At 43.8% G+C, this 23,330-nt stretch carries 26 protein-coding genes and 1 tRNA gene; 21 read left to right on the forward strand and 6 right to left on the reverse strand.

The features are described from left to right. Positions 1–30: 30 nt before the first annotated feature. On the forward strand, positions 31–525 hold the full coding sequence (locus AC0L6N_RS05810) for an FKBP-type peptidyl-prolyl cis-trans isomerase (protein ID WP_011574404.1): 495 nt from the start codon (positions 31–33) through the stop codon (positions 523–525). Positions 526–648: 123 nt separating this feature from the next. Here AC0L6N_RS05810 and yhbY read toward each other — a convergent pair whose 3' ends face one another. Further along, positions 649–945: a ribosome assembly RNA-binding protein YhbY gene (gene yhbY, locus AC0L6N_RS05815; RefSeq protein WP_006994613.1), complete on the reverse strand. Its 297-nt coding sequence runs from the start codon at positions 943–945 to the stop codon at positions 649–651. A 95-nt stretch (positions 946–1,040) separates the two neighbouring features. Here yhbY and rlmE point away from each other — a divergent pair, with 95 nt between their 5' ends. The 12 genes from rlmE (at position 1,041) to rplS (ending at position 11,044) form a co-directional block, all read left to right on the forward strand. Beyond that, positions 1,041–1,670 (forward strand): 23S rRNA (uridine(2552)-2'-O)-methyltransferase RlmE, encoded by a 630-nt coding sequence (gene rlmE, locus AC0L6N_RS05820; RefSeq protein WP_473479770.1) that lies wholly within the window; start codon positions 1,041–1,043, stop codon positions 1,668–1,670. A 52-nt stretch (positions 1,671–1,722) separates the two neighbouring features. Next, a complete protein-coding gene (ftsH, locus tag AC0L6N_RS05825) occupies positions 1,723–3,693 on the forward strand; it encodes an ATP-dependent zinc metalloprotease FtsH (RefSeq protein ID WP_473479773.1) in 1,971 nt (656 codons plus the stop codon). An 85-nt stretch (positions 3,694–3,778) separates the two neighbouring features. Then, positions 3,779–4,603 (forward strand): dihydropteroate synthase, encoded by an 825-nt coding sequence (folP, locus tag AC0L6N_RS05830; RefSeq protein WP_473479775.1) that lies wholly within the window; start codon positions 3,779–3,781, stop codon positions 4,601–4,603. Between the two features lie 2 nt (positions 4,604–4,605). Next, the gene (gene glmM, locus AC0L6N_RS05835; protein WP_011574409.1) at positions 4,606–5,949 is read left to right on the forward strand and encodes a phosphoglucosamine mutase; all 1,344 of its coding nucleotides are present in this window, start codon (positions 4,606–4,608) and stop codon (positions 5,947–5,949) included. 129 nt (positions 5,950–6,078) lie between these two features. Beyond that, positions 6,079–6,828 (forward strand): triose-phosphate isomerase, encoded by a 750-nt coding sequence (tpiA, locus tag AC0L6N_RS05840; RefSeq protein ID WP_011574410.1) that lies wholly within the window; start codon positions 6,079–6,081, stop codon positions 6,826–6,828. A gap of 9 nt (positions 6,829–6,837) precedes the next feature. Then, positions 6,838–7,209, forward strand: coding sequence for a preprotein translocase subunit SecG (secG, locus tag AC0L6N_RS05845; protein ID WP_011574411.1), 372 nt, complete (start codon positions 6,838–6,840; stop codon positions 7,207–7,209). 12 nt (positions 7,210–7,221) lie between these two features. Then, positions 7,222–7,306, forward strand: a tRNA-Leu gene (locus AC0L6N_RS05850). Positions 7,307–7,408: 102 nt separating this feature from the next. After that, the gene (locus AC0L6N_RS05855; RefSeq protein ID WP_473479779.1) at positions 7,409–8,581 is read left to right on the forward strand and encodes an ABC transporter ATP-binding protein; all 1,173 of its coding nucleotides are present in this window, start codon (positions 7,409–7,411) and stop codon (positions 8,579–8,581) included. A 501-nt stretch (positions 8,582–9,082) separates the two neighbouring features. Next, positions 9,083–9,334: a 30S ribosomal protein S16 gene (rpsP, locus tag AC0L6N_RS05860; RefSeq protein WP_006994621.1), complete on the forward strand. Its 252-nt coding sequence runs from the start codon at positions 9,083–9,085 to the stop codon at positions 9,332–9,334. Positions 9,335–9,364: 30 nt separating this feature from the next. Further along, positions 9,365–9,895, forward strand: a complete 531-nt coding sequence (gene rimM / locus AC0L6N_RS05865) for a ribosome maturation factor RimM (protein ID WP_006994622.1) — start codon at positions 9,365–9,367, stop codon at positions 9,893–9,895. Continuing rightward, complete coding sequence (trmD, locus tag AC0L6N_RS05870) at positions 9,895–10,692, forward strand: tRNA (guanosine(37)-N1)-methyltransferase TrmD (protein ID WP_006994623.1); 798 nt, start codon at positions 9,895–9,897, stop codon at positions 10,690–10,692. Before rimM ends, trmD begins: the two co-directional genes overlap by 1 nt. Continuing rightward, positions 10,685–11,044, forward strand: coding sequence for a 50S ribosomal protein L19 (gene rplS, locus AC0L6N_RS05875; protein ID WP_006994624.1), 360 nt, complete (start codon positions 10,685–10,687; stop codon positions 11,042–11,044). Before trmD ends, rplS begins: the two co-directional genes overlap by 8 nt. Positions 11,045–11,112: 68 nt before the next feature. Here rplS and AC0L6N_RS05880 read toward each other — a convergent pair whose 3' ends face one another. After that, complete coding sequence (locus AC0L6N_RS05880; protein ID WP_473479784.1) at positions 11,113–11,496, reverse strand: VOC family protein; 384 nt, start codon at positions 11,494–11,496, stop codon at positions 11,113–11,115. Positions 11,497–11,586: 90 nt separating this feature from the next. On the opposite strand from AC0L6N_RS05880, the gene soxR reads away from it, so the two are divergent. The 4 genes from soxR (at position 11,587) to AC0L6N_RS05900 (ending at position 14,629) form a co-directional block, all read left to right on the forward strand. Beyond that, positions 11,587–12,042 (forward strand): redox-sensitive transcriptional activator SoxR, encoded by a 456-nt coding sequence (gene soxR, locus AC0L6N_RS05885; protein ID WP_011574415.1) that lies wholly within the window; start codon positions 11,587–11,589, stop codon positions 12,040–12,042. A 110-nt stretch (positions 12,043–12,152) separates the two neighbouring features. Continuing rightward, entirely contained in the window at positions 12,153–13,070 is a 918-nt protein-coding gene (gene rlmF, locus AC0L6N_RS05890) for a 23S rRNA (adenine(1618)-N(6))-methyltransferase RlmF (protein ID WP_473481264.1), read from the forward strand. A 166-nt stretch (positions 13,071–13,236) separates the two neighbouring features. After that, positions 13,237–13,827 carry a sugar O-acetyltransferase gene (locus AC0L6N_RS05895; protein WP_473479787.1) on the forward strand — a complete coding sequence of 197 codons (591 nt, stop codon included), beginning with the start codon at positions 13,237–13,239 and terminating at the stop codon, positions 13,825–13,827. A gap of 10 nt (positions 13,828–13,837) precedes the next feature. Next, on the forward strand, positions 13,838–14,629 hold the full coding sequence (locus AC0L6N_RS05900; protein ID WP_473479791.1) for a DNA-J related domain-containing protein: 792 nt from the start codon (positions 13,838–13,840) through the stop codon (positions 14,627–14,629). Between the two features lie 68 nt (positions 14,630–14,697). Here the strand turns inward: AC0L6N_RS05900 and AC0L6N_RS05905 are convergent, their stop codons facing one another. After that, a complete protein-coding gene (locus tag AC0L6N_RS05905) occupies positions 14,698–16,908 on the reverse strand; it encodes a M3 family metallopeptidase (RefSeq protein WP_473479793.1) in 2,211 nt (736 codons plus the stop codon). Between the two features lie 424 nt (positions 16,909–17,332). On the opposite strand from AC0L6N_RS05905, the gene AC0L6N_RS05910 reads away from it, so the two are divergent. Genes AC0L6N_RS05910 through AC0L6N_RS05920 form a run of 3 tightly spaced genes read left to right on the forward strand, consistent with a single transcriptional unit; the run spans position 17,333 to position 20,261 of the window. Continuing rightward, complete coding sequence (locus tag AC0L6N_RS05910) at positions 17,333–18,424, forward strand: 3-deoxy-7-phosphoheptulonate synthase (protein ID WP_006994631.1); 1,092 nt, start codon at positions 17,333–17,335, stop codon at positions 18,422–18,424. An 11-nt stretch (positions 18,425–18,435) separates the two neighbouring features. After that, entirely contained in the window at positions 18,436–19,563 is a 1,128-nt protein-coding gene (gene tyrA, locus AC0L6N_RS05915; RefSeq protein ID WP_473479795.1) for a bifunctional chorismate mutase/prephenate dehydrogenase, read from the forward strand. A 29-nt stretch (positions 19,564–19,592) separates the two neighbouring features. Next, entirely contained in the window at positions 19,593–20,261 is a 669-nt protein-coding gene (locus AC0L6N_RS05920) for a YoaK family protein (RefSeq protein WP_473479796.1), read from the forward strand. A gap of 55 nt (positions 20,262–20,316) precedes the next feature. On the opposite strand, the gene pheA is transcribed toward AC0L6N_RS05920, so the two are convergent. The 3 genes from pheA to yciH all read right to left on the reverse strand — a co-directional run bounded on the left by pheA (position 20,317) and on the right by yciH (position 22,878). Next, complete coding sequence (gene pheA / locus AC0L6N_RS05925; RefSeq protein ID WP_011574422.1) at positions 20,317–21,516, reverse strand: prephenate dehydratase; 1,200 nt, start codon at positions 21,514–21,516, stop codon at positions 20,317–20,319. 208 nt (positions 21,517–21,724) lie between these two features. Next, positions 21,725–22,525: a response regulator gene (locus AC0L6N_RS05930; protein ID WP_011574423.1), complete on the reverse strand. Its 801-nt coding sequence runs from the start codon at positions 22,523–22,525 to the stop codon at positions 21,725–21,727. A 32-nt stretch (positions 22,526–22,557) separates the two neighbouring features. Beyond that, a complete protein-coding gene (yciH, locus tag AC0L6N_RS05935; protein WP_011574424.1) occupies positions 22,558–22,878 on the reverse strand; it encodes a stress response translation initiation inhibitor YciH in 321 nt (106 codons plus the stop codon). Positions 22,879–23,011: 133 nt separating this feature from the next. Between yciH and AC0L6N_RS05940 the strand changes: the two genes are divergently transcribed. Then, entirely contained in the window at positions 23,012–23,317 is a 306-nt protein-coding gene (locus tag AC0L6N_RS05940; RefSeq protein ID WP_006994065.1) for an STAS domain-containing protein, read from the forward strand. Positions 23,318–23,330: the final 13 nt, after the last annotated feature.

The following is a 23,330-nucleotide window of genomic DNA, read 5'->3' on the forward strand; positions in this document are numbered from 1 at the left end:
GCCAAAATTATCGTTAATCAGAGATAGAAGATGCAAATCGAAAAAGACACAGTTGTACAGTTTAAATATACCATTACCGAATTAGATGGTACTGAGCTTGAAAATAACCGTGATGCAGAGCCCGTAGCTTACCTTCATGGGCACGACAATATGATGCCGGGTGTTGAAGACGCTCTAGAAGGAAAAAGTGTCGGCGATAGTTTTTCAGTGGAGCTTGAACCTGCGAAAACCTATGGTGAAATTCGTGATGATGCGCAGCAACGTATTCCAATGAAGCATCTGCAAGACGATAAAGGGACGAAAAAGTGGAAAGCGGGTATGACCGCGGTAGTGAACACCGAGCAAGGTCAACGTGAAGTGACGGTACTTAAGGTCGGTAAATTTATGGTGACCGTGGATTTGAATCATCCGATGGCGGGAAAAACACTAAACTTTGCTTTAGAGGTAGTTGATGTGCGCCAAGCGACACCTGAAGAAATTCAGCATGGGCATGCTCATGGCGTTGGTGGTCATCACCATGAATAGACGCTTCGATTGATAGATTCTTTGCATAAGGTAATTTATCAACCGAAGCAGCAGCCCCGTATTTTGCAAGTGATTAATTGCTAGGATACGGGGACTTCATGATGGGATACTACTGTTGGTGTACTATTTACGGGGCAACTCGATTTTCTTCTCGTCACTTTGACGGAATAAGACCAAAGTATGTCCAATGGTTTGTAGCTTTTCAGCTTTCGTTTCACGGATAATGGCGTCCATGATTAAGCCTTTCTCTTCTCTGTCGTCAGTAGGGACTTTAACTTTAATGAGTTCATGATGGCTAAGTGCGCCTTCAATTTCAGCCAATACGCCTTCAGTTAATCCATTTGCGCCAAGTTGAACCACTGGCTTAAGTGAATGAGCGAGGCCTTTAAGGTGTTGTTTTTGCTTGTTTGATAGAGTCATTGAGTAATATTTCTTACAATTATATTGAATGTGAACAGTTGAAAACCAGTATTCTAGCGCCATCTTCCAAGTATTCCTAATGACAAACGAAGCCAATGGGTAAAAATAAGCAATCTGAAAGCAGTAAACGCTGGTTAAAAGAGCACTTTGACGATAAATATGTCATTCAAGCAAAAAAACAAGGTTTGCGCTCTCGAGCGGTATTTAAACTTGAAGAAATTCAAGCGAAAGACGGTCTGATTAAACCCGGCATGACGGTAGTTGACTTAGGTGCTGCTCCTGGTGGCTGGTCGCAATATGCGGTCAAGCAAGTTGGCGATAACGGCCATGTTATTGCGTGCGATATTTTGTCGATGGACCCATTGCCTGGTGTTGATTTCTTGATGGGGGACTTCCGTGAAGAAGCTGTACTGGATGCGTTATTGAACAAAATCGGTGGAAAAAACGTAGATATAGTGATGTCCGACATGGCGCCTAACATGACGGGCAATGACACCGCAGATCAGGCGAAATCCATGTATCTAGTCGAACTGTCACTGGATATGTGCCGTCAGGTTTTAAAGAAAAACGGCAGTTACACCGTAAAAGTATTTATGGGGGAAGGTTTTGACCAATTTTTTAATGAAGTCAAAAATGCTTTCAAAGTAGTCAAAACACGTAAACCAGATTCATCTCGTGCGCGTTCCAGAGAGGTTTATCTGGTAGCGACGGGCTTTAAATTATAGTAGTCTCAGGCGTGAGATACGCAACAGAATTGAAATAACAGAGGTCAACAACTTGAGCGACATGGCAAAAAATTTAATCTTATGGTTGGTCATAGCTGTCGTTTTGATGTCAGTCTTCCAGAGTTTTTCTCCGGGAGAGTCATCAAAGGTACAAACGGATTATACAACGTTTCTTAAAGAGGCAAATCAAGGACAAATCCGTGAAGTACGCATAGACAGTGAATCACGTGAAATCAAAGGAACAAAACGTTCTGGGGAAAGTTTCTCTACTTATATCCCTTATTTTGATGATCAGCTTATTTCAGATCTGGTAAAACAAGATGTAAAAATTCTTGGCGAGCCGCCTGAAGAGCCTTCTTTACTTACCTCTATCTTCATCTCATGGTTTCCTATGTTGTTGCTTATTGGTGTGTGGATATTCTTCATGCGTCAAATGCAAGGCGGAGGTGGCGGCCGTGGCGCTATGTCATTCGGTAAAAGTAAAGCGCGTTTGATGGGCGAAGACCAAATCAAAACGACTTTTGCAGATGTGGCAGGGTGTGACGAAGCGAAAGAAGATGTGGTTGAACTTGTCGACTTCTTGCGTGATCCAAGTAAATTCCAAAAGCTGGGCGGACGTATTCCTACAGGCGTACTGCTAGTGGGGCCTCCTGGGACGGGTAAAACCCTTCTTGCTAAAGCCATAGCTGGTGAAGCGAAAGTACCATTCTTCTCAATTTCAGGTTCTGATTTCGTTGAAATGTTTGTGGGTGTCGGTGCATCTCGTGTACGTGATATGTTCGAACAGGCGAAAAAAGCCGCACCTTGTATCATATTCATTGATGAAATTGATGCTGTTGGTCGCCAACGTGGTGCCGGCATGGGCGGTGGTCATGATGAACGTGAACAAACATTGAACCAGATGTTGGTCGAAATGGATGGCTTCGGCGGGAATGAAGGTATTATCGTTATAGCGGCGACTAACCGTCCTGACGTACTTGACCCTGCATTGTTGCGCCCAGGTCGTTTTGACCGTCAAGTACATGTCGGTTTACCGGATATCCGAGGTCGCGAGCAGATCCTAAAAGTCCACATGCGCAAAGTACCTTTAGGAGACAACGTCGAACCGTCTTACATCGCCCGTGGTACACCCGGTTTCTCTGGGGCTGATTTAGCCAACCTTGTGAACGAAGCTGCATTATTTGCTGCCAGAAGTGGTAAGCGCACCGTTTCAATGGAAGAGTTTGATAAAGCTAAAGACAAGATCATGATGGGCTCAGAGCGCAAAAACATGGTCATGTCAGAGGAAGAGAAAACGAATACTGCTTATCATGAAGCAGGGCATGCAATTGTTGGTCGCTTAGTACCAGAGCATGATCCCGTGTACAAAGTATCGATTATCCCACGTGGACGAGCGTTGGGCGTGACCATGTATTTGCCTGAGCAAGACAGATACAGCCATAGTAAACAACATCTTGAGAGCATGATCTCAAGTTTGTTTGGTGGCCGGATCGCAGAAGCGCTAACCCTAGGTGAAGATCGCGTAACCACTGGAGCATCAAACGATATTGAACGCGCTACCGACATTGCCCGCAAGATGGTGACTCAATGGGGCTTGTCTACCAAAATGGGACCTATGCTTTACGCAGAAGAAGAAGGTGAAGTGTTCCTTGGTCGCAGCATGGCCAAATCTAAGCATATGTCAGATGATACAGCGCGTGCTATCGATGCTGAAGTGAAGTCTTTAATCGACCGAAATTATTCACGTGCAGAGAAAATATTGACTGATAACATTGATATTTTACATGCCATGAAAGATTGTTTGATGAAATATGAGACCATAGATGCGAAACAAATTGATGATCTGATGGCCCGTACAGATGTTCGTCCTCCTGCTGATTGGATCGAAGATTCAAAAAATGACAACACCCCTCCAACAGGTGGTGCATCAGTCAGTGAAGAGCCAAAAGGCGACGCTGACGAAAAAGCAGAGACAAACAAATCTGATCCTACGGTTGGTAAACCAGGTGATGCTACTCACTAATTAGGTGGGTCATTAATACAACGCTTTGTTGAGTGATCAACAAAGCGTTTTTTTTAAGTCCAGCTTAGGTATACCAATCGCATTCATGAATTTTCGTCATAAAACATTAAAGCTTGATTCCTCTAAAGTGATGGGGATCTTAAACGTCACGCCTGATTCTTTTTCAGACGGTGGTCAATATGCGTTAATAAATAAGGCTATTGAACATGCAGCCGAAATGATTGCGTCAGGGGCTGATTTTATTGACGTAGGTGGTGAATCCACTCGCCCTGGGGCCGCCGACGTTGCAGAGCAAGAAGAGCTCGACAGGGTAGTGCCAGTTATTGAAGCCCTTCAGGCGCGTTTTGATACAATCATTTCAATCGATACCAGTAAGGCCGCGGTAATGAAAGCCGCTGTGGATTCAGGTGCGGGGCTCATCAATGACGTAAGAGCATTGCAAGAGCCTAGCGCTTTGGAAGTTGCTACAACCGCCAACGTACCGGTTTGCCTAATGCATATGCGTGGTCAGCCTCGTAGTATGCAGGATGCGCCTCATTACGATAATGTATTCATTGACGTGCAAAATTTTTTATTGGCCCGAGCCAAGGTCTGTATTGAGGCGGGTATGAGTAAAGAACGTATTTTATTCGATCCAGGTTTTGGGTTCGGTAAAAGTTTGAACCATAATTATGAGTTACTTGCGCAGTTGGAAACTTTACACAAATTGGGTTACCCCTTATTGGTAGGTATGTCTAGAAAATCTATGATAGGCCAGCTTCTTGATCGTCCAGTAGAAGAACGACTAGCAGGCAGTGTGGCGCTGGCGACTGTTGCTGCGCTTAAAGGTGCGCAAATTATTCGTGTGCACGATGTGAATGAAACGGTTGATGCGATTAAAATTGTATCTATGTTACAAAAGGAAAAATAATAATGAGTGACAGAAAGTATTTCGGGACTGACGGTATTCGCGGCAAAGTTGGCGAGAATTTGATTAACCCAGAGTTTGTAATGAAACTAGGCTGGGCTGCAGGAAAAGTACTTGCAGGCAGCGGTACGAATAAAGTCATTATAGGGAAGGACACGCGTATTTCTGGATACATGCTTGAGTCGGCTTTGGAGTCAGGCCTTTCTGCAGCAGGTATCAACATCGGCTTACTTGGGCCTATGCCGACCCCTGCTATCGCTTATTTAACGAAAACTTTTCGTTCAGAGGCAGGTATTGTGATCAGCGCTTCACATAACCCATATTATGATAACGGCATCAAATTTTTCTCAGCTGACGGCAGCAAATTAGACGATGACATAGAGCTTGCGATAGAAGCTGAAATGGACAAACCAATGCAATGTGTCGCATCAGACAAACTAGGTAAAGCCGTACGTATTGCCGATGCTGCTGGCCGTTATATCGAGTTTTGTAAAGGCAACTTCCCATCAAATCTATCTTTGAAAGGATTGAAGATCGTTGTGGATTGCGCTCATGGAGCAACCTACCACATAGCGCCTAATGTATTAAGTGAGTTAGGTGCTGAGGTGATCGAAATTGGTACCGAACCTGATGGCCTAAATATTAATCGCAAAGTGGGGGCAACCTCGATGAAAGCGATTGTCGATAGCGTGATTAAGCACAAAGCGGATCTTGGATTCGCCCTAGACGGTGACGGTGACCGTATTATGTTGGTGGACCATCACGGTAATGTTATTGATGGTGATCAGATTGTTTATATCATCGCTCGGGATGCCCTCAAGTCAGGCAAGCTCAAAGGCGGTGTGGTTGGCACTGTCATGAGTAACTTAGGGTTAGAGGTAGCTTTGAGTACGTTAGGGGTGCCATTTGAGCGCAGTAAAGTAGGTGATCGATACGTACTTGAATTGCTACGTCAAAAAGGTTGGTCAATTGGCGGCGAAGGTTCGGGCCATGTATTGAATCTCGATGCAGCTTCAACTGGAGATGGTATTGTCGCAGGCTTGCAAGTATTGGCGGCGATGCTAAACGCTAATATGACGCTCAACGAGTTAAGCCGTGGGATGACCAAATTCCCACAAACCTTAATCAATGTCCGTTTCAACGAAGGCGACACACCTTTGGATGCGCAAGATGTTAAAAATAGTGTGTTAGAGGCTGAATCTGCATTGGGGGAAAGAGGAAGAGTACTATTGCGTAAAAGTGGTACTGAACCTCTCATTCGCGTTATGGTTGAAGCGAACGATGCAACCGATTCGCGCAAGTGGGCGGAACATATTGCAGACGCCGTGCGCAAGGCAACTGGACAATAAAACAGCAATATCAAATAGCGGCCAGTTATTTACTGAAGAAAGTCGTTAAAATTCAATTCTGCTACTTGTATATTGGTAGCAGGTTGGTTAATATCTCGCGCGCTTTTCACTGGCACTACAGGAGTTAGGATGCAAATGAATAACCGTCGACCTATAGTCGCAGGTAATTGGAAAATGAATGGCAATCTTGCGTTAATTAAGCAAGTTGAAGACGCATTTTCCAAGGCTGATGTATCTCATGTAGATGTTGTGGTGTGCCCACCATTTCCTTATTTAGGTGGATTCAACGACAGTAATTTTGCCTTAGGTGGCCAAAATATCAGTCAATATGAATCTGGTGCGCATACTGGCGAAACCGCCGTAAGTATGTTGAAAGAAATGAAGTGCCAATACGTCATATTGGGGCATTCAGAGCGACGTGCTGATAACAACGAGTCAAATGAATTGGTTGCCGACAAAGTTGAGCTGGCTTTAACCCATAAGCTCATCCCTTTATTTTGTGTTGGCGAACCAGAAGATGTGCGTGAAAGCGGACAATTATTCGATTTTATCGCGGCACAAATTGACGCGGTAATAAATAAAGTGGGTATTGCAGCGTTTAACGATATTGTTATTGCCTACGAGCCTATTTGGGCGATTGGAACTGGCAAAACTGCGAGTCCCGAACAAGCACAAGAAGTGCATGCATTTATACGTCAACATTTGGCAAAGCAAGATAGCGAAATTGCTAACCAATGCGTGATTTTATACGGTGGAAGCGTCAAAGGCAGTAATGCTGTTGAATTGTTTTCACAACCCGATGTTGATGGCGGTTTGATTGGCGGAGCCAGTTTAAATCCAGAAGATTTTTTAAGCATTTGCTTAGCGGCAAAGCGATAGAGGCGACAGATGTTTTACGAAGTTTTGATTGTAGTTTATTTGATAGTAGCGATTATGTTGATCGGCTTTGTTCTTATTCAACAAGGCAAAGGTGCAGACATGGGCGCATCGTTTGGTAGCGGCGGTTCAAACACTGTGTTTGGTTCAACGGGGTCAGGTAACTTTCTGACGCGTACTACTGCGATATTGGCTACGTTCTTTTTCGTGATCAGCTTAATTCTAGGTAATCAAACTGCGGATAAAGAAAAAGCAGTGGATGACTGGCAAAATATTGAAGTTCCTGTTTTAGATGAACCTGCTCAATCTACTACAGCACCTGTAGAATCTGATGTACCCGTTACTACATCAGACGCACCTGCGAGTGATGTGCCTCAAAGTTAAAAGAATTACCACGCGGATGTGGTGGAATTGGTAGACACGCAGCCTTGAGGGGGCTGTGGCTTAGGCCGTGGGAGTTCGAGTCTCCCCATCCGCACCATATTTTGGAAAAGGCTGTAACGTAAGTTACAGCCTTTTTTTATGGCACATATTTTCGTTAATTATCTTCGTCAATCTGCACGCAAATTGGATATTTTTATTCATGAGTCAAATTAGCCTACAAAATATTTCTACGGTGCTACGTAGCACGAGGAGCAGTTTTCGTTTCCCGCCAATATCCGCAGAATTTGCAGTGGGGGAATTTGTCGCTATTGTGGGTCCCTCCGGAGTAGGGAAGTCGACTTTACTTAGGCTGATTGCCGGTTTAGAGCACCCTACACAAGGAAGTATCTTTTTTGATGGTGAGTCTGTTGAGCATTTGCCGCCCCAGCAACGCAATGTCGGCATGGTCTTTCAAAATTACGCTTTGTTTCCTCACCTAAACGTGGCGGACAACTTAGGTTATGCCTTGAAAGTCAAAAAAGTCGCCCAATCACAAGTTACCCATGAGGTTGCCCTCGTAGCTAAGCGTTTAGCCATTAGTGACCTACTCGAGAGATACCCTAAACAACTATCAGGAGGGCAAAGGCAACGCGTGGCTATTGGTAGGGCTATGCTGTCAAAGCCGCAATTATTTCTATTCGATGAACCATTTTCCAACCTCGATCCTGAGCTACGAACAGAAATGCGTCAGCAGTTGAAACGGCTGCATTTGGAATTAGCCACCACCACTCTCTTTGTCACTCACGATCAACATGAAGCTATGGCATTAGCTCAACGTATATTGCTTTTAAGTCATAACGGTGTTGAACAGTTTGACACCCCTGAGAATATCTACCGTTCACCTAATAACGTTTACGTAGCTCGCTTTTTTGGTGAGCCTAAAATCAATTTATTTGTAGTAAAGGCTGACAAGCAAGGATTACAACTAACAGGAAAGATTGAGCATCGTATTTTTTGTGATGTGCCTGAAGTGCTGCACAAGCAAACGTTATTAATGGGGATAAGACCAAGGGCATTTAGGGTTTCGCTTCTACCCATCCCTCAAGGGATTCAAATGTACGTCGCTAAAATAGAGTACTTAGGCGATGTTCAGTATCTCTATCTGTCACCTTCGATTAGCTCGTCGCAGGTTATTGTGTCATCAAACTCGAGTGACTCGACCCCTTTGGTAAATAACATTGAATCAGAAGCAAATGGCGAGCCAGAACAAGGAAGTCATGTGGTGGTCGTTTTATCGAGTGAAGCCGTGGATGTAGGCCAAGTGATTTATCTTACTTTTACGCTGGCAGACACACTCTTGTTCGATGAAAACGAAAAACGTATTTCGCTTTAATTAAGCCTGTTTATCTCCTGCTATACGAATTCGGGTCTAAGTGTGAGCCTTTCAGTGGTGAAATAGTCCCGTGAGCTAACTGGACAAATCTGAATGTTACATTGCTGACTTCCTGGGCTGGGCCTATGCGCCAATTAATACTGAGTTGAATGTTACTGTTGTAACGTTACTCGCTGCCCAAGTATCCACTTTGTTTAAGTCGCTCACAGTCTGATACAAAATGCCCGGCAAAGACGAGCCGTCTCTAATGTGTATTAACGCATGTACTTTATATACAAGCCCTAATCCTCTGCGTCATTCACGGGGTTCTATACAAATAAGCCATGGGGACTACGCAAGGCAGATAACTGAATTAAATCAATTGCCTATTCTTTACTAACTAGACTTGCAATCAAGCCTAAAATCCGTACAATACGGCGTCCTTTTATCTAGCAGTAAATCGTTAGGTAGCTAAAAAGGTACATAAGTTAACGTTAACGCTACAACGAGTTTGAGGCATTTATGGTTACTATTCGTTTACAGCGTGGTGGCGCGAAAAAGCGTCCATTTTATCAAGTAGTGGTTGCTGACAGCCGTCGTTCACGCGATGGTCGTTTTATTGAAAACATCGGTTTCTTTAATCCTACAGCACAAGGTCAAGAAGAGCGTTTGCGTCTTGATCTAGACCGCGTAGAGCATTGGGTAGGAAATGGCGCAGGCCTTTCTGACCGTGTTGCTCGCTTGGTTAAAGATGCACAAAAAGCAGCTGCTTAATTGCAATTGCAAAGAAAGATTGAGGTATAAATGAGTCACGCGTCTGACACATTAGTGATGGGCAAAATCGGCGCACCTTATGGTGTTAAAGGTTGGGTCAAAATCACTTCATATACCGATGAATTAGACGGTATTTTTAGCTATACCCCTTGGCTTGTGGGCCAAGAAGGGAATACTAAAGAAATCGTCGTTGACCAATGGCGAACCCACAATAAAGGATTGGTTGCCAAACTGGTTGGGGTTGAAACAAGAGACGATGCTGAAAGTATCAAAAATCTCGACATTTCAATTAAAGCTCAACAGCTACCTCAGTTAGATGGTGATGAATTTTATTGGAGAGAGTTGGTCGGCATGCAAGTCGTAACCGAACAGGGCTACAACTTAGGTGTCGTGAAAGAATTATTCGAAACGGGTGCGAATGACGTTATGTTAATCAAAGCCAATTTGAAAGATGCTTTCGGTCAAAAAGAACGCATGGTCCCTTACTTAATTGACCAAGTCGTTAAGAAAGTGGACCGTGAGGCGAAGACCATACAGGTTGATTGGGATCCGAGCTTTTAATGAGTTCAGATACACAGCGTTGGTTTGGGGTAGTGAGTCTGTTTCCTGAAATGTTTCAGACTTTTACCGAACAGGGCGTAACAGGACGAGCTGTAAAAAGCGGTAAGTTGAAAGTAGATTTCTTTAATCCAAGAGATTTTACTCACGACAAACATCGTACTGTTGACGACCGACCATACGGTGGTGGTCCAGGAATGCTGATGATGGTTCAGCCTTTATTAGACGCAATTCGTGCAGCCAAACAGGCTGCCGAGAAAAAAACTAAGGTGATTTATCTCTCACCTCAGGGGAAAACATTAACACAGCGTGGTGTGAAGCAGCTTTCTGAAAATGAAAGTGTGATTCTAGTCGCCGGTCGCTACGAAGGTATCGACGAGAGAGTAATAGAAGCTGAAATAGACGAAGAATGGTCTGTTGGTGACTATATTCTCAGCGGTGGTGAACTACCTGCGATGATCTTAATGGATGCGGTCGCAAGACTGGTACCTGGTGTATTAGGGCATGCACAATCTGCCGAGCAAGATTCGTTTAGCGACGGTTTGCTAGATTGTCCGCACTATACCCGACCAGAAAACTTGAATGGCCAATCAGTTCCTTCTGTATTGTTGAGTGGGGATCATCAAAAAATCAAACAGTGGCGTGATAAACAGTCGCTAGGTAGAACCTGGCAACGACGCCCTGAATTATTAAACGACCTAGCTCTGACTGAGGAGCAACAACGTTTGTTAGATGAATATCAGCAAGAGTTGTTGCAGCAAAATGGCAGTTATTCTGGGATGAGAGGATATGATGAGTAAAGTCAATCAAGATATCATCAAGCGCATTGAAGAAGCACAGTTAAAATCTGATGTTCCTGCATTTGGCCCTGGTGATACAGTTGTTGTTCAAGTACGCGTTAAAGAAGGCGAGAAAGAGCGTCTTCAGGCATACGAAGGCGTTGTAATCGCTAAACGTAACCGTGGCCTACACTCTGCTTTTACAGTTCGTAAGATTTCTAGCGGCGAAGGTGTTGAGCGTACGTTCCAAACCCACAGCCCTGCAATTAGTTCAATTGCTGTGAAACGTCGTGGCGATGTTCGTCGTGCTAAGCTTTATTACTTGCGTGACCGTTCAGGTCGTTCTGCACGTATCAAAGAAAAGCTTAACTAATATTAATTTTGCGTTACCGTTAACTTATAAAAAAGCCCGCATTTTGCGGGCTTTTTACTGCCTGTTATTTAATCCGAGTAACTCACTACTTCAGCTTCAATTCTTTCACTGAGCATAAAGTAGAAACGTCTTCCCGGCTCATAATCCCCGTGGTTAAACGTTTTGAACCCTAGTGCTATGACGCACTTTTCTACGGCATCTAGCTCATTGACCAAGATCCCAATATGATTCACTTTACCTATGTTGCGATGATTGATATCGCCGTTTATGGAGTGCTTTGGCTTGTACAAAGCCAAGTAAGCCGTTTCTGACCCCACATGCACCGTATAACCATCATCTTTAGCAGGGCCTGACCAGCGAATATGCCAGTTAAATAACTGACAGAGTATTTCTGCCGTTTTGTCAGGGTCGGTGACGGTTAAATTAACGTGTTCAAACAGAGCTGGGCGCATAAGTATTCCTTTTTGTGACTGGATTATTGTATGGGGACAGCTTAATATCTAAAGCTAACTTTAGATCAAGGGAAAGTTGAGTTTAATTTTATGCCAAAGGAACCACTGGTCAGTATCGGCTTTATCGCAAAGCGCACTGGTAACGCGGTCTCTTTAATCCGCTACTATGCCAACCAAGCACTTATTCCATCTGTTCGCACTCCAGGCGGCAGCCGCGTCTTTCCTCGTTCAGTCATACGCCGGGTGTCCTTTATTCTCATTGCACAAAATATGGGATACAGCTTGGATGAAATACGCCAACTACTAAAAGCATTGCCTGATAACCGAACACCGACAAAAGACGATTGGACCGCCCTAAGTGAGATCTTTAATCAGCGTATTGAGCAGCGTATTGCTGAACTTACCCAACTTAAATCGTCATTAGCAGGGTGTATCGGTTGTGGCTGCCTGTCTTTAGACAAATGTCGTCTGTACAATAAAGAAGATAACATTGCGACAAAAGGCGCAGGGGCGAGATTTTTATTAGGCGATAGGCCGAATTTATAACCACATAATGGCGAGTAATCGGTTGCTTGATAAACATGACAATAACCACAACAGTAAAGGCAAAAAAGTTGGCTGTGAATAATAAAAACGCACCACACACTAGCGCTACGATGCATCCGCGTAATGTACACCGAAACGGTTACCCAATGTCAGCGTTGTGTCAAAGTTACCCTACGCTTGAGGCACATGTGATCAAGGCGAAGAGTGGTCAGCAGAGCATTGATTTCTCGAAAGCTGCGTCTGTTAAAGCGCTCAACGCCGCTCTGCTTATTCATTATTACGGGTTGAATATGTGGGATATACCCGAAGGGTATTTGTGCCCGCCTGTGCCAGGCCGAGCAGACTACATTCATAGTCTTGCTGACCTGTTAGCCAAAGACAATAAGGGCGTTGTGCCAACAGGTAATCGAGTAATAGGGTTAGATATTGGCGTAGGCGCTAATGCTATTTACCCGATTATCGGCAGCCAAACCTATGGTTGGGACTTTGTGGGCAGTGATATTGACGACGTTGCACTGAAATCAGCGACGACATTAGCTAATAATAATCCCAAATTGAAACCCTTGCTCGCTGTGCGTAAACAGCACGACAAAGCATATATTTTTGCCGGCATCATTCAGCCCGACGACCATTTTACGTTTAGTCTGTGCAATCCGCCGTTCCATAAATCTGCTGAAGAGGCTGCCACGGGGAGTCTGCGTAAAGTAAAGGGACTTGGGCGTAATAAGCAAAAAAGCAACAACACAAGTAACGCACAACCGACAACGGCAAATAAACTTAACTTTGCTGGTCAAAGTAACGAACTCTGGTGTGACGGTGGTGAGTTGGCTTTTATACAGCGAATGCTAAAAGAAAGTGTCGAGTATCAATCTCAGGTTGGTTGGTTTACCTGCTTAGTGTCAAAAAGTGTGCATCTTAAAGCCATTGAAACCAGTGCTCGTTACTTCGGGGCTAAGCAGTTTATGAAAGTTGACATGGGACAAGGCCAAAAAATAAGTCGGTTTGTGGCGTGGAAGTTTAGAGACTGAAAAATAAGGCTCGAGAGCAACGCACGACGGTACAAGGGGTACTGTATTTCAACCTTGCTTCAATCGAATATTAGGTCTGAAAATCCTAAAAAACAGCGTTATCTATACAGTGATACTTATCTTATGGCGCAATAACGCAACCAGAACCATTAATGCAGGAGTAACAATGGAAAAGCTAACTGAAAAAGAGAAAATGCTCACAGGCGAGCTATATTTTCCAAGCAATAAAATGCTGCAGCAAGACAGGGCCAAAGCGAAAGCTGCATGTCAGCAGTTTAATTTAGCATCTGAGGCTGAACGAAAATCCGCCATGAAGACTCTGCAAAGTATATTTGCGGACTCACCTAATTCTTGGATAGAGCCCACTTTTTACTGCGATTACGGTTACAACATTCGGATGGGCAGAAACTTTTATGCTAATCATAATGCGGTTATTTTAGACGCCGCCGCTGTTACTTTTGGCGATGATGTGATGCTTGCCCCTGGTGTGCTTATTTCAACTGCGTCACATCCATTGGATGCGAAAAGACGTAACAAAGGCTTAGAAACGGCACGACCTATTACTATTGGAAACAGTGTATGGATAGGCATGGGCGCGAAAATTTTAGATGGGGTGACGATAGGTGACAATGCCGTCATTGCTGCAGGGGCAGTGGTGAATAAAGATGTTGGTGCAAATACGGTTGTGGCAGGGGTGCCAGCTGTGGCAATTCGCCAAATTGATAACACGTCATTAGATGACGAACGTGCTAAGTAGCGAGCTTAGCGTGAGCCATGTTTCAGTGAAAGACAAATGGCAAATGGCTACTCAGTCTTTACTTAGTGCTGTCGAAGCATTATTGCTTGCCCATCCCGAAGGAATAAGTGAATACAACTTGCTGAAATGCTTGCAGACTTCGTCAGGTGAGTCTGAAGCGGCCTCGGCTGCTAAATTTGAGAAGTTGAACGCCGAAAACGCTTATGAGCGTTCAAATAGCACTTCTAGTGAGCACTTGTCAGTGCAACCAAGTTCAGATAACGCTGCGCTATTTTCATCGTTAACATTGAGTGAGCCCTTAGCTCTATTTCGCACTCACTTTGTGCTCTTCAATGGGTTATATCAGTTACGGCAAACATGGCGAGAGCAGGGTATTGGTGATATCGATATTTATACTCTCAATATTCGACCGCTACCGCTCAATATCCGACCGCTACCGCTCAATGCGCAGGGTAACAATAATAGTCTTTCGATAGCCGATCCTTTGGCGGAGTATTACTTGGATTGGGATAACCTCACAGAGACCTCCCAAGCTGAGGTGGAAACGTTGCTGGATAGCTTTTGGCTAACTTATCTGCAAGAAGAGCATCGCTGCGCGCAAAAAAAGAACGGTAATACACGACAGCTTGAGAAAAGTTATGCCGTGTTAGCGCTTCCTATTAATGCGCCATTAACAGCAGTGAAGCGCCAATATCTAAAGCTTATTCATCAGCACCATCCTGATAAAGGCGGTGACGTGCATAGCGCACAGATGCTACAGGGAGCATATGCTTACATACTTGAAAATCAGGGAATTAGATAGGCTTACAACAGACACAAAAAAAGCCCTGCTAGACAGGGCTTTACATACTTATTTAGTCGTATAGTGACTTACTGCGCTTTCATTGTTTTTAACTGCTCATCAGAAAGCAAACCACGACGCTCAAGCAACGGCCATACTTTTGGATCTTGACCTCTGAAACGACGATACATGATCATCGGGTCTTCCGTGCCGCCAGTTTCAAGAACATGTGCACGATAGGCGCTTGCAGTGTCTTGATCGAAAATGCCGTTTTGGCTAAACACTTGCCATGTATCAGCATCATAAATGTTTGACCAAATGTAACCATAATAGCCTGACGCATACCCACCAGAAAATATATGCGAGAAATAGCCTGTACGATATCTAGGAGTAATTTGCGGGATCAAGCCAATCTCATCCATAGCAGCCTTTTCAAACGCATCTGCATCCTGTTCAGTGGCCGTTTCAAGGGTGTGCCATTTCATATCCAGTAATGCTGCCGCCATGTACTCTGTGGTAGCAAAACCTTGATTGAATTTACCCGCAGCTTGAATTTTATCAATCAGAGTCTGTGGGATCACTTCACCGGTTTTATAGTGCTTGGCAAACTGCGCCAAAACGTCAGGCTCCATCATCCAGTTTTCCATCACTTGCGACGGATACTCTACGTAATCACGTGGTAATGAAGTGCCCGTTTGCGATTGATAGTAACCATCAGATAACAAACCTTGTATAGCGTGACCAAATTCGTGAAATAAGGTCGATGCTTGATCAAACGTAAGCAGAACCGGCGCATCGCCTACAGGGCGAGGGTAGTTAAGCACATTGTAAATAATTGGCTTAACGTTCTCGCCAAACATTTTTTGCTGTTTACGGTAGGAGTTCATCCACGCGCCACCACGTTTGCTTTCGCGTACGTAGTAATCCGTCATATAAACGCCAATGCTAGAGCCGTCTTTGTCGAACACTTCGAAGGTACGCACATCTGGGTGATATTTGGGAATATCTTGGCGCTCTTTAAAGGTTACTCCCCAAAGCTTTCCAGCGGTATAAAAAACGCCTTCGCGGGTTGCATCAAGAGAGAAATACGGCTTAGTTTGCGCGGCATCCAGATCGTAACGGGCTTTGCGAATTTTTTCAGCGTAATACCACCAATCGTAAGCTGCGAGCGTAAAGTCGTCGCCTTCTGCTTTGATCATATCTTGCATATCTGCTACTTCGTTTTTCGCTTGTGCTAATGCCGCTGGCCATACTTGGTCCAATAAGCCATAAACGTTTTCCGGGGTTTTCGCCATGGCTTTTTCAAGCACAAAATCCGCATAAGTTTTATAGTCAAGTAATTGGGCTTTTTGGTAACGTAAAGAGGCTATTTTTGAGGCTAACTTTTTATTATCGTTAGCATTATCGTTGTCTCCACGTTGAATGTAACCCTCGTATAAGGCTTTGCGCAAATCGCGATTTTCGGCGTAAGTCAAAAACGGATTTTTACTAGGGCGGTGAGTAGTAAATACCCATTTCCCATCGTGGCCCCGCTCAGTGGCCGTTACTGCCGCTGCGGCAATAATGTCATCGGGTAATCCTGCCAAGTCATCTTTGGCATCAATAACCAATTCAAAGGCGTTGGTTTCAGCGAGTAGATTCTCGCCAAATTGAACAGATAATTTAGACAGTTGACCGTTTAAATCACGCAGTGTCGCTTTATCTGCTTCGCTTAAATTAGCGCCGCCACGTACAAAAGATTGATAGCTATCATCAAGTAAGGTTTTCTGATCCACGCGCAAGTCTAGGTTATCTCTTTGTTCATATACTGATTTTACGCGAGCGAACAATTTAGCATTGAGATATATATCGTCATTTAGTGCAGATAAGCGAGGAGACATCTTTTTAGCAATGCTCTGCATCTCTGTGCTGGTATCAGTGCCGTTTAGTGCGTAGAAAACAGTCGCCACATGATTGAGAGCTTGACCTGATTTTTCCATCGCTTCGATGGTATTTTCAAACGTCGGGGCTTCACTCGAAAGAGCAATGTCGCCAATTTCTTGTTGATTTTGGGCAATTGCAAAATCAAATGCTGGCTCGTAATGTTCAATTTTTATTTTTGAAAATTCAGGCACACCAAATGGGGCATTTGACTCGGCCAATAAGGGGTTGTTTTTTGTGATGTCACCATTTAATGGAGAAGTGTCTTGCTGGCTGGCTTTTTGTTGCGCCGCGTTCTGATTTGTTTGGCTTGCGGTGTCGGGCTGACACGCAGCAAGCATAACAGCCAATGCAACTGGGCTGAGTAATGCTTTTTTCATAGGGATCCCTGAGCTAAAAATTTGACGACTGTATTATCGTTCGATGTTGTTTATTGTGATTGTTCTTACTCTCGTTGACGTGAGTAATACGAAAGACTATCGCGATCGGCTACCCAACCGCAAATTTGTTACTCTATACCTGCTGCAGAAAGTGTAAACACTGATGTGCAGTCATAAGCACTGGTTATTAGAGGGAGTTTTTGCATTTTTTTTGAGCGTAAATCAAGTGAAATAACGATTAAGACAATTAAATCTTGCGAAAAAAATTATCAAATGTTAAAAAGTCAATCAAATTACATAAAAAGTTAATTTGCAGTTGTAGTTATATGTTTACATTTAATCGGCCGCTTGCTTTAAACATGTTATTTCCAGTTCGACTGCCATGCAGTTCGTGTTTTACCCTTTACTTTGTGAGTCTAAGATTATGTTACGCGACAACATTAATAATATTAACGTTACCTCTGAACAGGTACTTGTTACCCCTGAAACCTTAAAGAGTGAGCTTCCTGTTACGGACCACGCTTTATCCGTGATCCAATCTTCACGTCAAATTATTTCTGACATTATTCATCGTCGAGATCATCGTTTTTTGGTTATCAGTGGACCGTGCTCAATTCATGACATTGAAGCGGCAAAAGAGTACGCACTTAAACTCAAAGAGTTACATGAATCATGCAAAGACACGCTATACATAGTGATGCGAGTGTATTTTGAGAAACCACGTACGACGGTCGGTTGGAAAGGGCTGATCAACGATCCACATATTGATGATACGTTTGATATTGAAACAGGTTTACGTAAAGCGCGGGAGTTACTCATTTGGTTGGCTGAGCTTGAAATTCCAGTTGCTACAGAAGCGCTTGACCCGATTAGCCCTCAGTATCTAGCTGAACTATTCAGCTGGTCGGCAATTGGCGCGCGTACTTCTGAGTCACAAACTCACCGTGAAATGGCGAGCGGCCTATCAATGCCTGTGGGCTTTAAAAACGGCACTGATGGTAGCCTAGGTATTGCTATTAATGCACTGCAGTCAGCGGCCTCAGGTCACAGTTTCATGGGGATAAATGGCGAAGGGCAGGTGAGTGTGATCCAAACGCAAGGTAACCCAGATGGCCACATTATTCTTCGTGGTGGTAAGCAACCAAATTATGATTCTGTTTGCGTGGCAGATTGTGAAGAAGAAATGCGCGCTGCAAAATTAAGTGCTGGTTTAGTCGTGGATTGCAGCCATGCAAACTCTAGTAAAGACTACCGCCGCCAGCCATTGGTAGCACAAAATGTGGTGAATCAAATACTCGGTGGTAACCAATCGGTGATTGGCATTATGTTAGAAAGCCATTTGAATGCGGGCAATCAAAGCAATAAGGGTAAGACCCCTAGTGAGCTAGAGTATGGTGTGTCTATCACCGATGGTTGTATCAATTGGGAATCAACAGATGAGTTAATTAATCACATGCGTGATAAACTTATTACTGTATTGCCTTTGCGGTTAAATAAACTTAACAGCCCAAATTAAAAGGAACTTGAATGCCAACCGAACTAGAAATATTACGCGACCAAATTGATACCCTAGATTCTGAGCTAGTGGCGCTGTTAGCAAAGCGCGCTGCGCTGACTGAACAGGTTGGTGTGTATAAAAGTAAGGTTGGCTTGCCTATTTATGTCCCTGCTCGTGAAGCCGAGTTGATCGAACAGCGCTGTGAACAGGCCAAAGCATTAGGTGTTCCTCCTGCATTAGTCGAAGACCTATTGCGCCGAATTATGCGTGAGTCTTATCACACGCAAAATAAGCGCTATATGTGTTGCGCTCCAAACGTTAACAATATTGTTGTTATTGGCGGCGGCGGCGCGTTGGGGCGTATTTTTGTAGATATGTTTACCCGAAGCGGTTACAAGGTCGATGTTCTTGAACAAAAAGATTGGCCTAGGGCCGATGATATGTTCGCCTCGGCAAGTTTGGTACTTGTGGCCGTACCCATTAAGTTAACAGAACACATTATCGCCAAGCTAGATAACCTGCCAACGAATTGCATTCTTGCTGATATTACTAGCACCAAAGCGCTGCCTTTGGCTGCCATGCTCAAAGCCCATAGAGGCCCAGTGGTTGGCTTGCATCCTATGTTTGGTCCTGATGTGTCCAGTATGGTCAAACAGGTCGTGGTTGTGTGCCATGGCCGTGAAGAAGACAAATACCAATGGTTATTGCAGCAGATGCGTGTGTGGGGGGCAGCATTACAGGAAACTGATGCTCAAGAGCACGATGATTCAATGGTGTTTATTCAAGTTATGCGTCACTTCTCTAGTTACGTGTTTGGTGCGCACCTACTGACTGAAAACCCTTCGCTGGATCAACTTATCTCGCTCAGTTCGCCAATCTATCGATTGGAACTGGCTATGGTTGGGCGCTTATTCGCCCAAGATCCTGCTTTATATACGGATATCATTTTTAACAATAAGGACAGTGTTGCTGTACTCACTAGTTTCAGAGATACCTTTGATCATGCGTTAGATATGCTCAAAAAAGGTGATAAAGGCTCGTTTATTAAATTATTCTTTAAGATTGGCGCTTGGTTTGGCGATTATTCAAAGCAATCGTTGGTAGACAGCAAAAAGTTACTTCTTAAAGCGAACGACGATCGTACAATAAGCGAGTAAGACTCATCCATTAATAGTGTTTTAACATCATGATTTCACGTTTACCAAGGTGGGTGGAGTACGGCGCATTTATATTGGCTATGATAGCTGGTAGTGTCAATGCCGTAGGATTGTTAGGCTTTACCCATCAAGCTATATCTCATTTATCAGGCACCGCAACGCTGATTGGCGCAAGTTTAAGCCATGTGTCGTGGCAAGAATCGCTTCACCTTTTCGCTATTCTGCTCAGCTTTATGCTGGGGGCGGCTTTCTCTGGCTTTTTCTTACGTAATCGTACTCTCAAGTTATCTCGCCACTATGACTTTTTACTTTTCACCGAAGGATGCCTTTTATTGCTATCTATTTGGTTACTTAGAGATAATTACGCTGCTGGTCACTATACTGCGTCAGCTGCATGTGGTTTGCAAAATGCGCTAGCAACCACCTACAGCGGAGCCATTATCCGGACCACTCACATGACAGGGATTTTCACCGATTTGGGGATCATGCTAGGCGAACGGTTACGACAGAAAACCTTTGATAAACGCAAAATGATATTGTTTTTATTACTAATCAGCGGCTTTATTAGTGGTGGAGTAATGGGCACCAGTTTATTTACCTACTTCGGCTTTAACGCGTTGTTAGTGCCGTCATCACTATGCTTTGCGCTGGCGCTGAGCTATCGCGTTTATCGCAACAAAATGAAAAGAAGGCGCTAATTAGCGCCTTCTTTATGTCAAATCGACTCACCCTCTAGGTGAACAGTCGCTTTAACTATTCTTCTTTAAGGGCATTTACTGCCGCAATTTTGGTCGGGTTTATTTCATCATTCGGATAGCAGCCCAATATTTTGAAATAACGAGTGGTATTTTTGAGCTCCTCGAGGGCGACTTGCATAGGCCCATCTTGAATATTACCTTCAACATCAATGTAAAACATCTCTTCCCATGGATTACCGGTAATAGGCCTTGATTCGAGTTTCGTCATATTGATGTTATTGCTTTTAAGCACCATTAAAGCTTCTACCAGTGCACCAGACTTTTGTATTGTAGACATGACTAGGGTTGTTTTTGCCGGAACTTGCAACGGCACATTAACCGGTTGACGCGCAACCACGAAGAAACGGCTGTGATTCTCTTTTTGATTAGCAAGGTTAGACTTGATCGCATGCAAACCATACAAAGCACCACCTGCTTCACTGCCTATAGCGGCCACTGACTCACTTTGTAATTCATTCACCGTCATCATAGCTGTTGATGTGGCGTCACAGGTTATGACTTCCACATTACCGAGCTCAGCTAAAAAGTGACTGCACTGGGCAAATACCTGCGGATGCGCATATAAGGTTTTAATGCGGTGAACGTCGGTATTTTTAGAAACTAACAATGCGTGTTTGATCGGGTGTGTTAATTCGCCAATGATTGACAGATGCGTATGCTGTAATTGGTCGTACACTTCATTGATACTACCAGAGGAGGTATTCTCAATCGGCAATACGGCGTAGTCAGCCTCGTTGGTTTCTACTTTTTTGATGATTTCGCCAAAGCTTTGGCAGCCGATCTCTAAAAGTTCACCCGGGCGACGCGAAAAATATTTTTGTGTCGCAAGATAGCTATAAGAGCCTTTGTCCCCTAAAAACGCCACGCGATTAAGAGGCAGACTACTACCCGGATTCGCTCTTTCAGCCAACAGCGCTTGCTGATTAAGCACTGAATCTTCAATGATCACATGAAACAACTGAGTCACATAATGAGCATCGAGACCGTGGCCTTGACCGCGCTTAATCAAACTGACAAGCAGCTGTTCTTCGCGCTTATGATCCCTTACTGGAATATGATGGGTAATTTTCGTTTCAGCTACTTGATTGGTGCATTGCTGGCGCTCTGCGAGCAGCTTAAGTAACTGCTGATCAATTGAGGTAATTTGTTCTCTTAGTGTATCTAGCTCCACGACTGACATTTTACTCACTTCCATAAACGGGTTAAAAAGCCTTTTTGGTAAGGCATAAGTTCTTTGTATATAAATGATTTAACACAGGCTTGGCGCACTGGAACTATTATCAGTTAAGCTATCGAATCTATTAACTCGTGCGGCTTATGTCAATCATTACCTTATGCCAAAATAGCCTTTAGGCTCTTAAATCCCTATAAACAGGTTAAAAATCTAAGTTTTGAATACGAAATTACTCTTCCAAAAGGGAAATAAGTAGCATCTTCACTTGTTCGACTTCGAAGGGCTTATCACATAGAGCATTCACCCCTGTCTGGTGAATGTTGGCCATATGCAAGCTATTAACAGATTCAGAAGTAACCATAATAATAGGGATATGAGAGGTTTCACTGTTAAAACGGATGAACTCTGATAATTCTCTACCATCCATTTCAGGCATATTGTAATCAGTGACTACTAAATCAAAGGTGTGTTCTTTAAGTTTACTCAACGCCGTTGCACCATTTTCGGCTTCAATTATCTGCTCAATCCCCAGCCCTTGTAGTACACGTTTAATATGATTGCGGGCTAATTTGCTGTCATCCACCAACAGAACCCGCACTCGACGTACATCGAATAACTCGAGATCTAATTCTTCTGTGTTAATCAGGTCAAGAGATGCTTTCAATGCTCGGGATAAATTTTCTGTGCTGAACGGCTTGGGTAACATTGCGGCAACACCGGCTTGTTTAAACTCTTCTAGCTTTTCAGGTCTGTTTTCTGATGACACCAGCATAAAGGGAGTGGCACACAGTTCAGGGGAGTTTTTTATGGCTTTTAAAATATCTAGGCCAGTGCCATCTTCTAAGTACATAGAGCTGACAACAAGATCTGCGCCTTGCTTTTGAATGGCTTCTATTGCCTCTGCCACCGTGCCAACGGCGTTAACATTTTCGACATTTTCTTTATGTAACAGCGTACTGATGATTTTTCTTTGAGTATCGGATGGCTCGACTAAAATAATGCTTAAGTCAGCTAACAAAATTTTTTGCATGGTAAACCTTTTTATAGCGCTAGTGTGACGAATTATCCGCCGGCGAGCTTTACAGTGTAGCCGCGCTTTTCCAGCGCAAGCTTAATTTTATCTCTATTATCCCCTTGGATTTCAATAATGGCATCTTTTACTGCACCACCGGTTCCGCACATTTTTTTTAGCTCTGAGCACAAGGCTTTAATCTGCGTTGCGTCCATATCCATGCCGGATAGGGTGGTAACGCCTTTACCTTTGCGGCCTTTGGTTTCTCGGCGGATCCTAATAATTCCATCAGTTTGAGGGCGAGCAGGCTGGATTTTTTTAGTCTCAACTCTGCCCCCATCTGTACTGTATACAAGGTTATCTTGGCTCATTTTCACTATCGCTTTGACTTGAATGATAAGGTTAAAAACATGATTCTATTAAAAAAGCGCTGATCTTTATAGGCAAAATGAGCAAACTGCTATTTAATATACCGGTAATGAAGTGCAGTGTTAGGGAGTGAGTATGAGTTTGGAGCGCAGATTTTCAGCTGATAAAAAACAATTAACAGTCGTAGCTGATGAAGTGTTTGATTTTGGAAAAGTGCAAGACTTTCGTGTGGCCTTTTCCACCGATATTGAAGATGTTGAAGCGGTGATCATCGATTTGCATAAAACCGCTTACATGGATAGCTCAGCGCTGGGCATGTTGCTTAATATGCAAAAGTTGCTATCTGGTAAGGTGACGAGCTTCAAGATTATTAATACCCGTCCTCAAGTGCTTAAAATTTTACAAATTGCACGCTTCGATAAAAAATTCGAGATCACTTAGCCACTAACACGAT

The organism is Paraglaciecola sp. G1-13 (genome assembly GCF_055809255.1).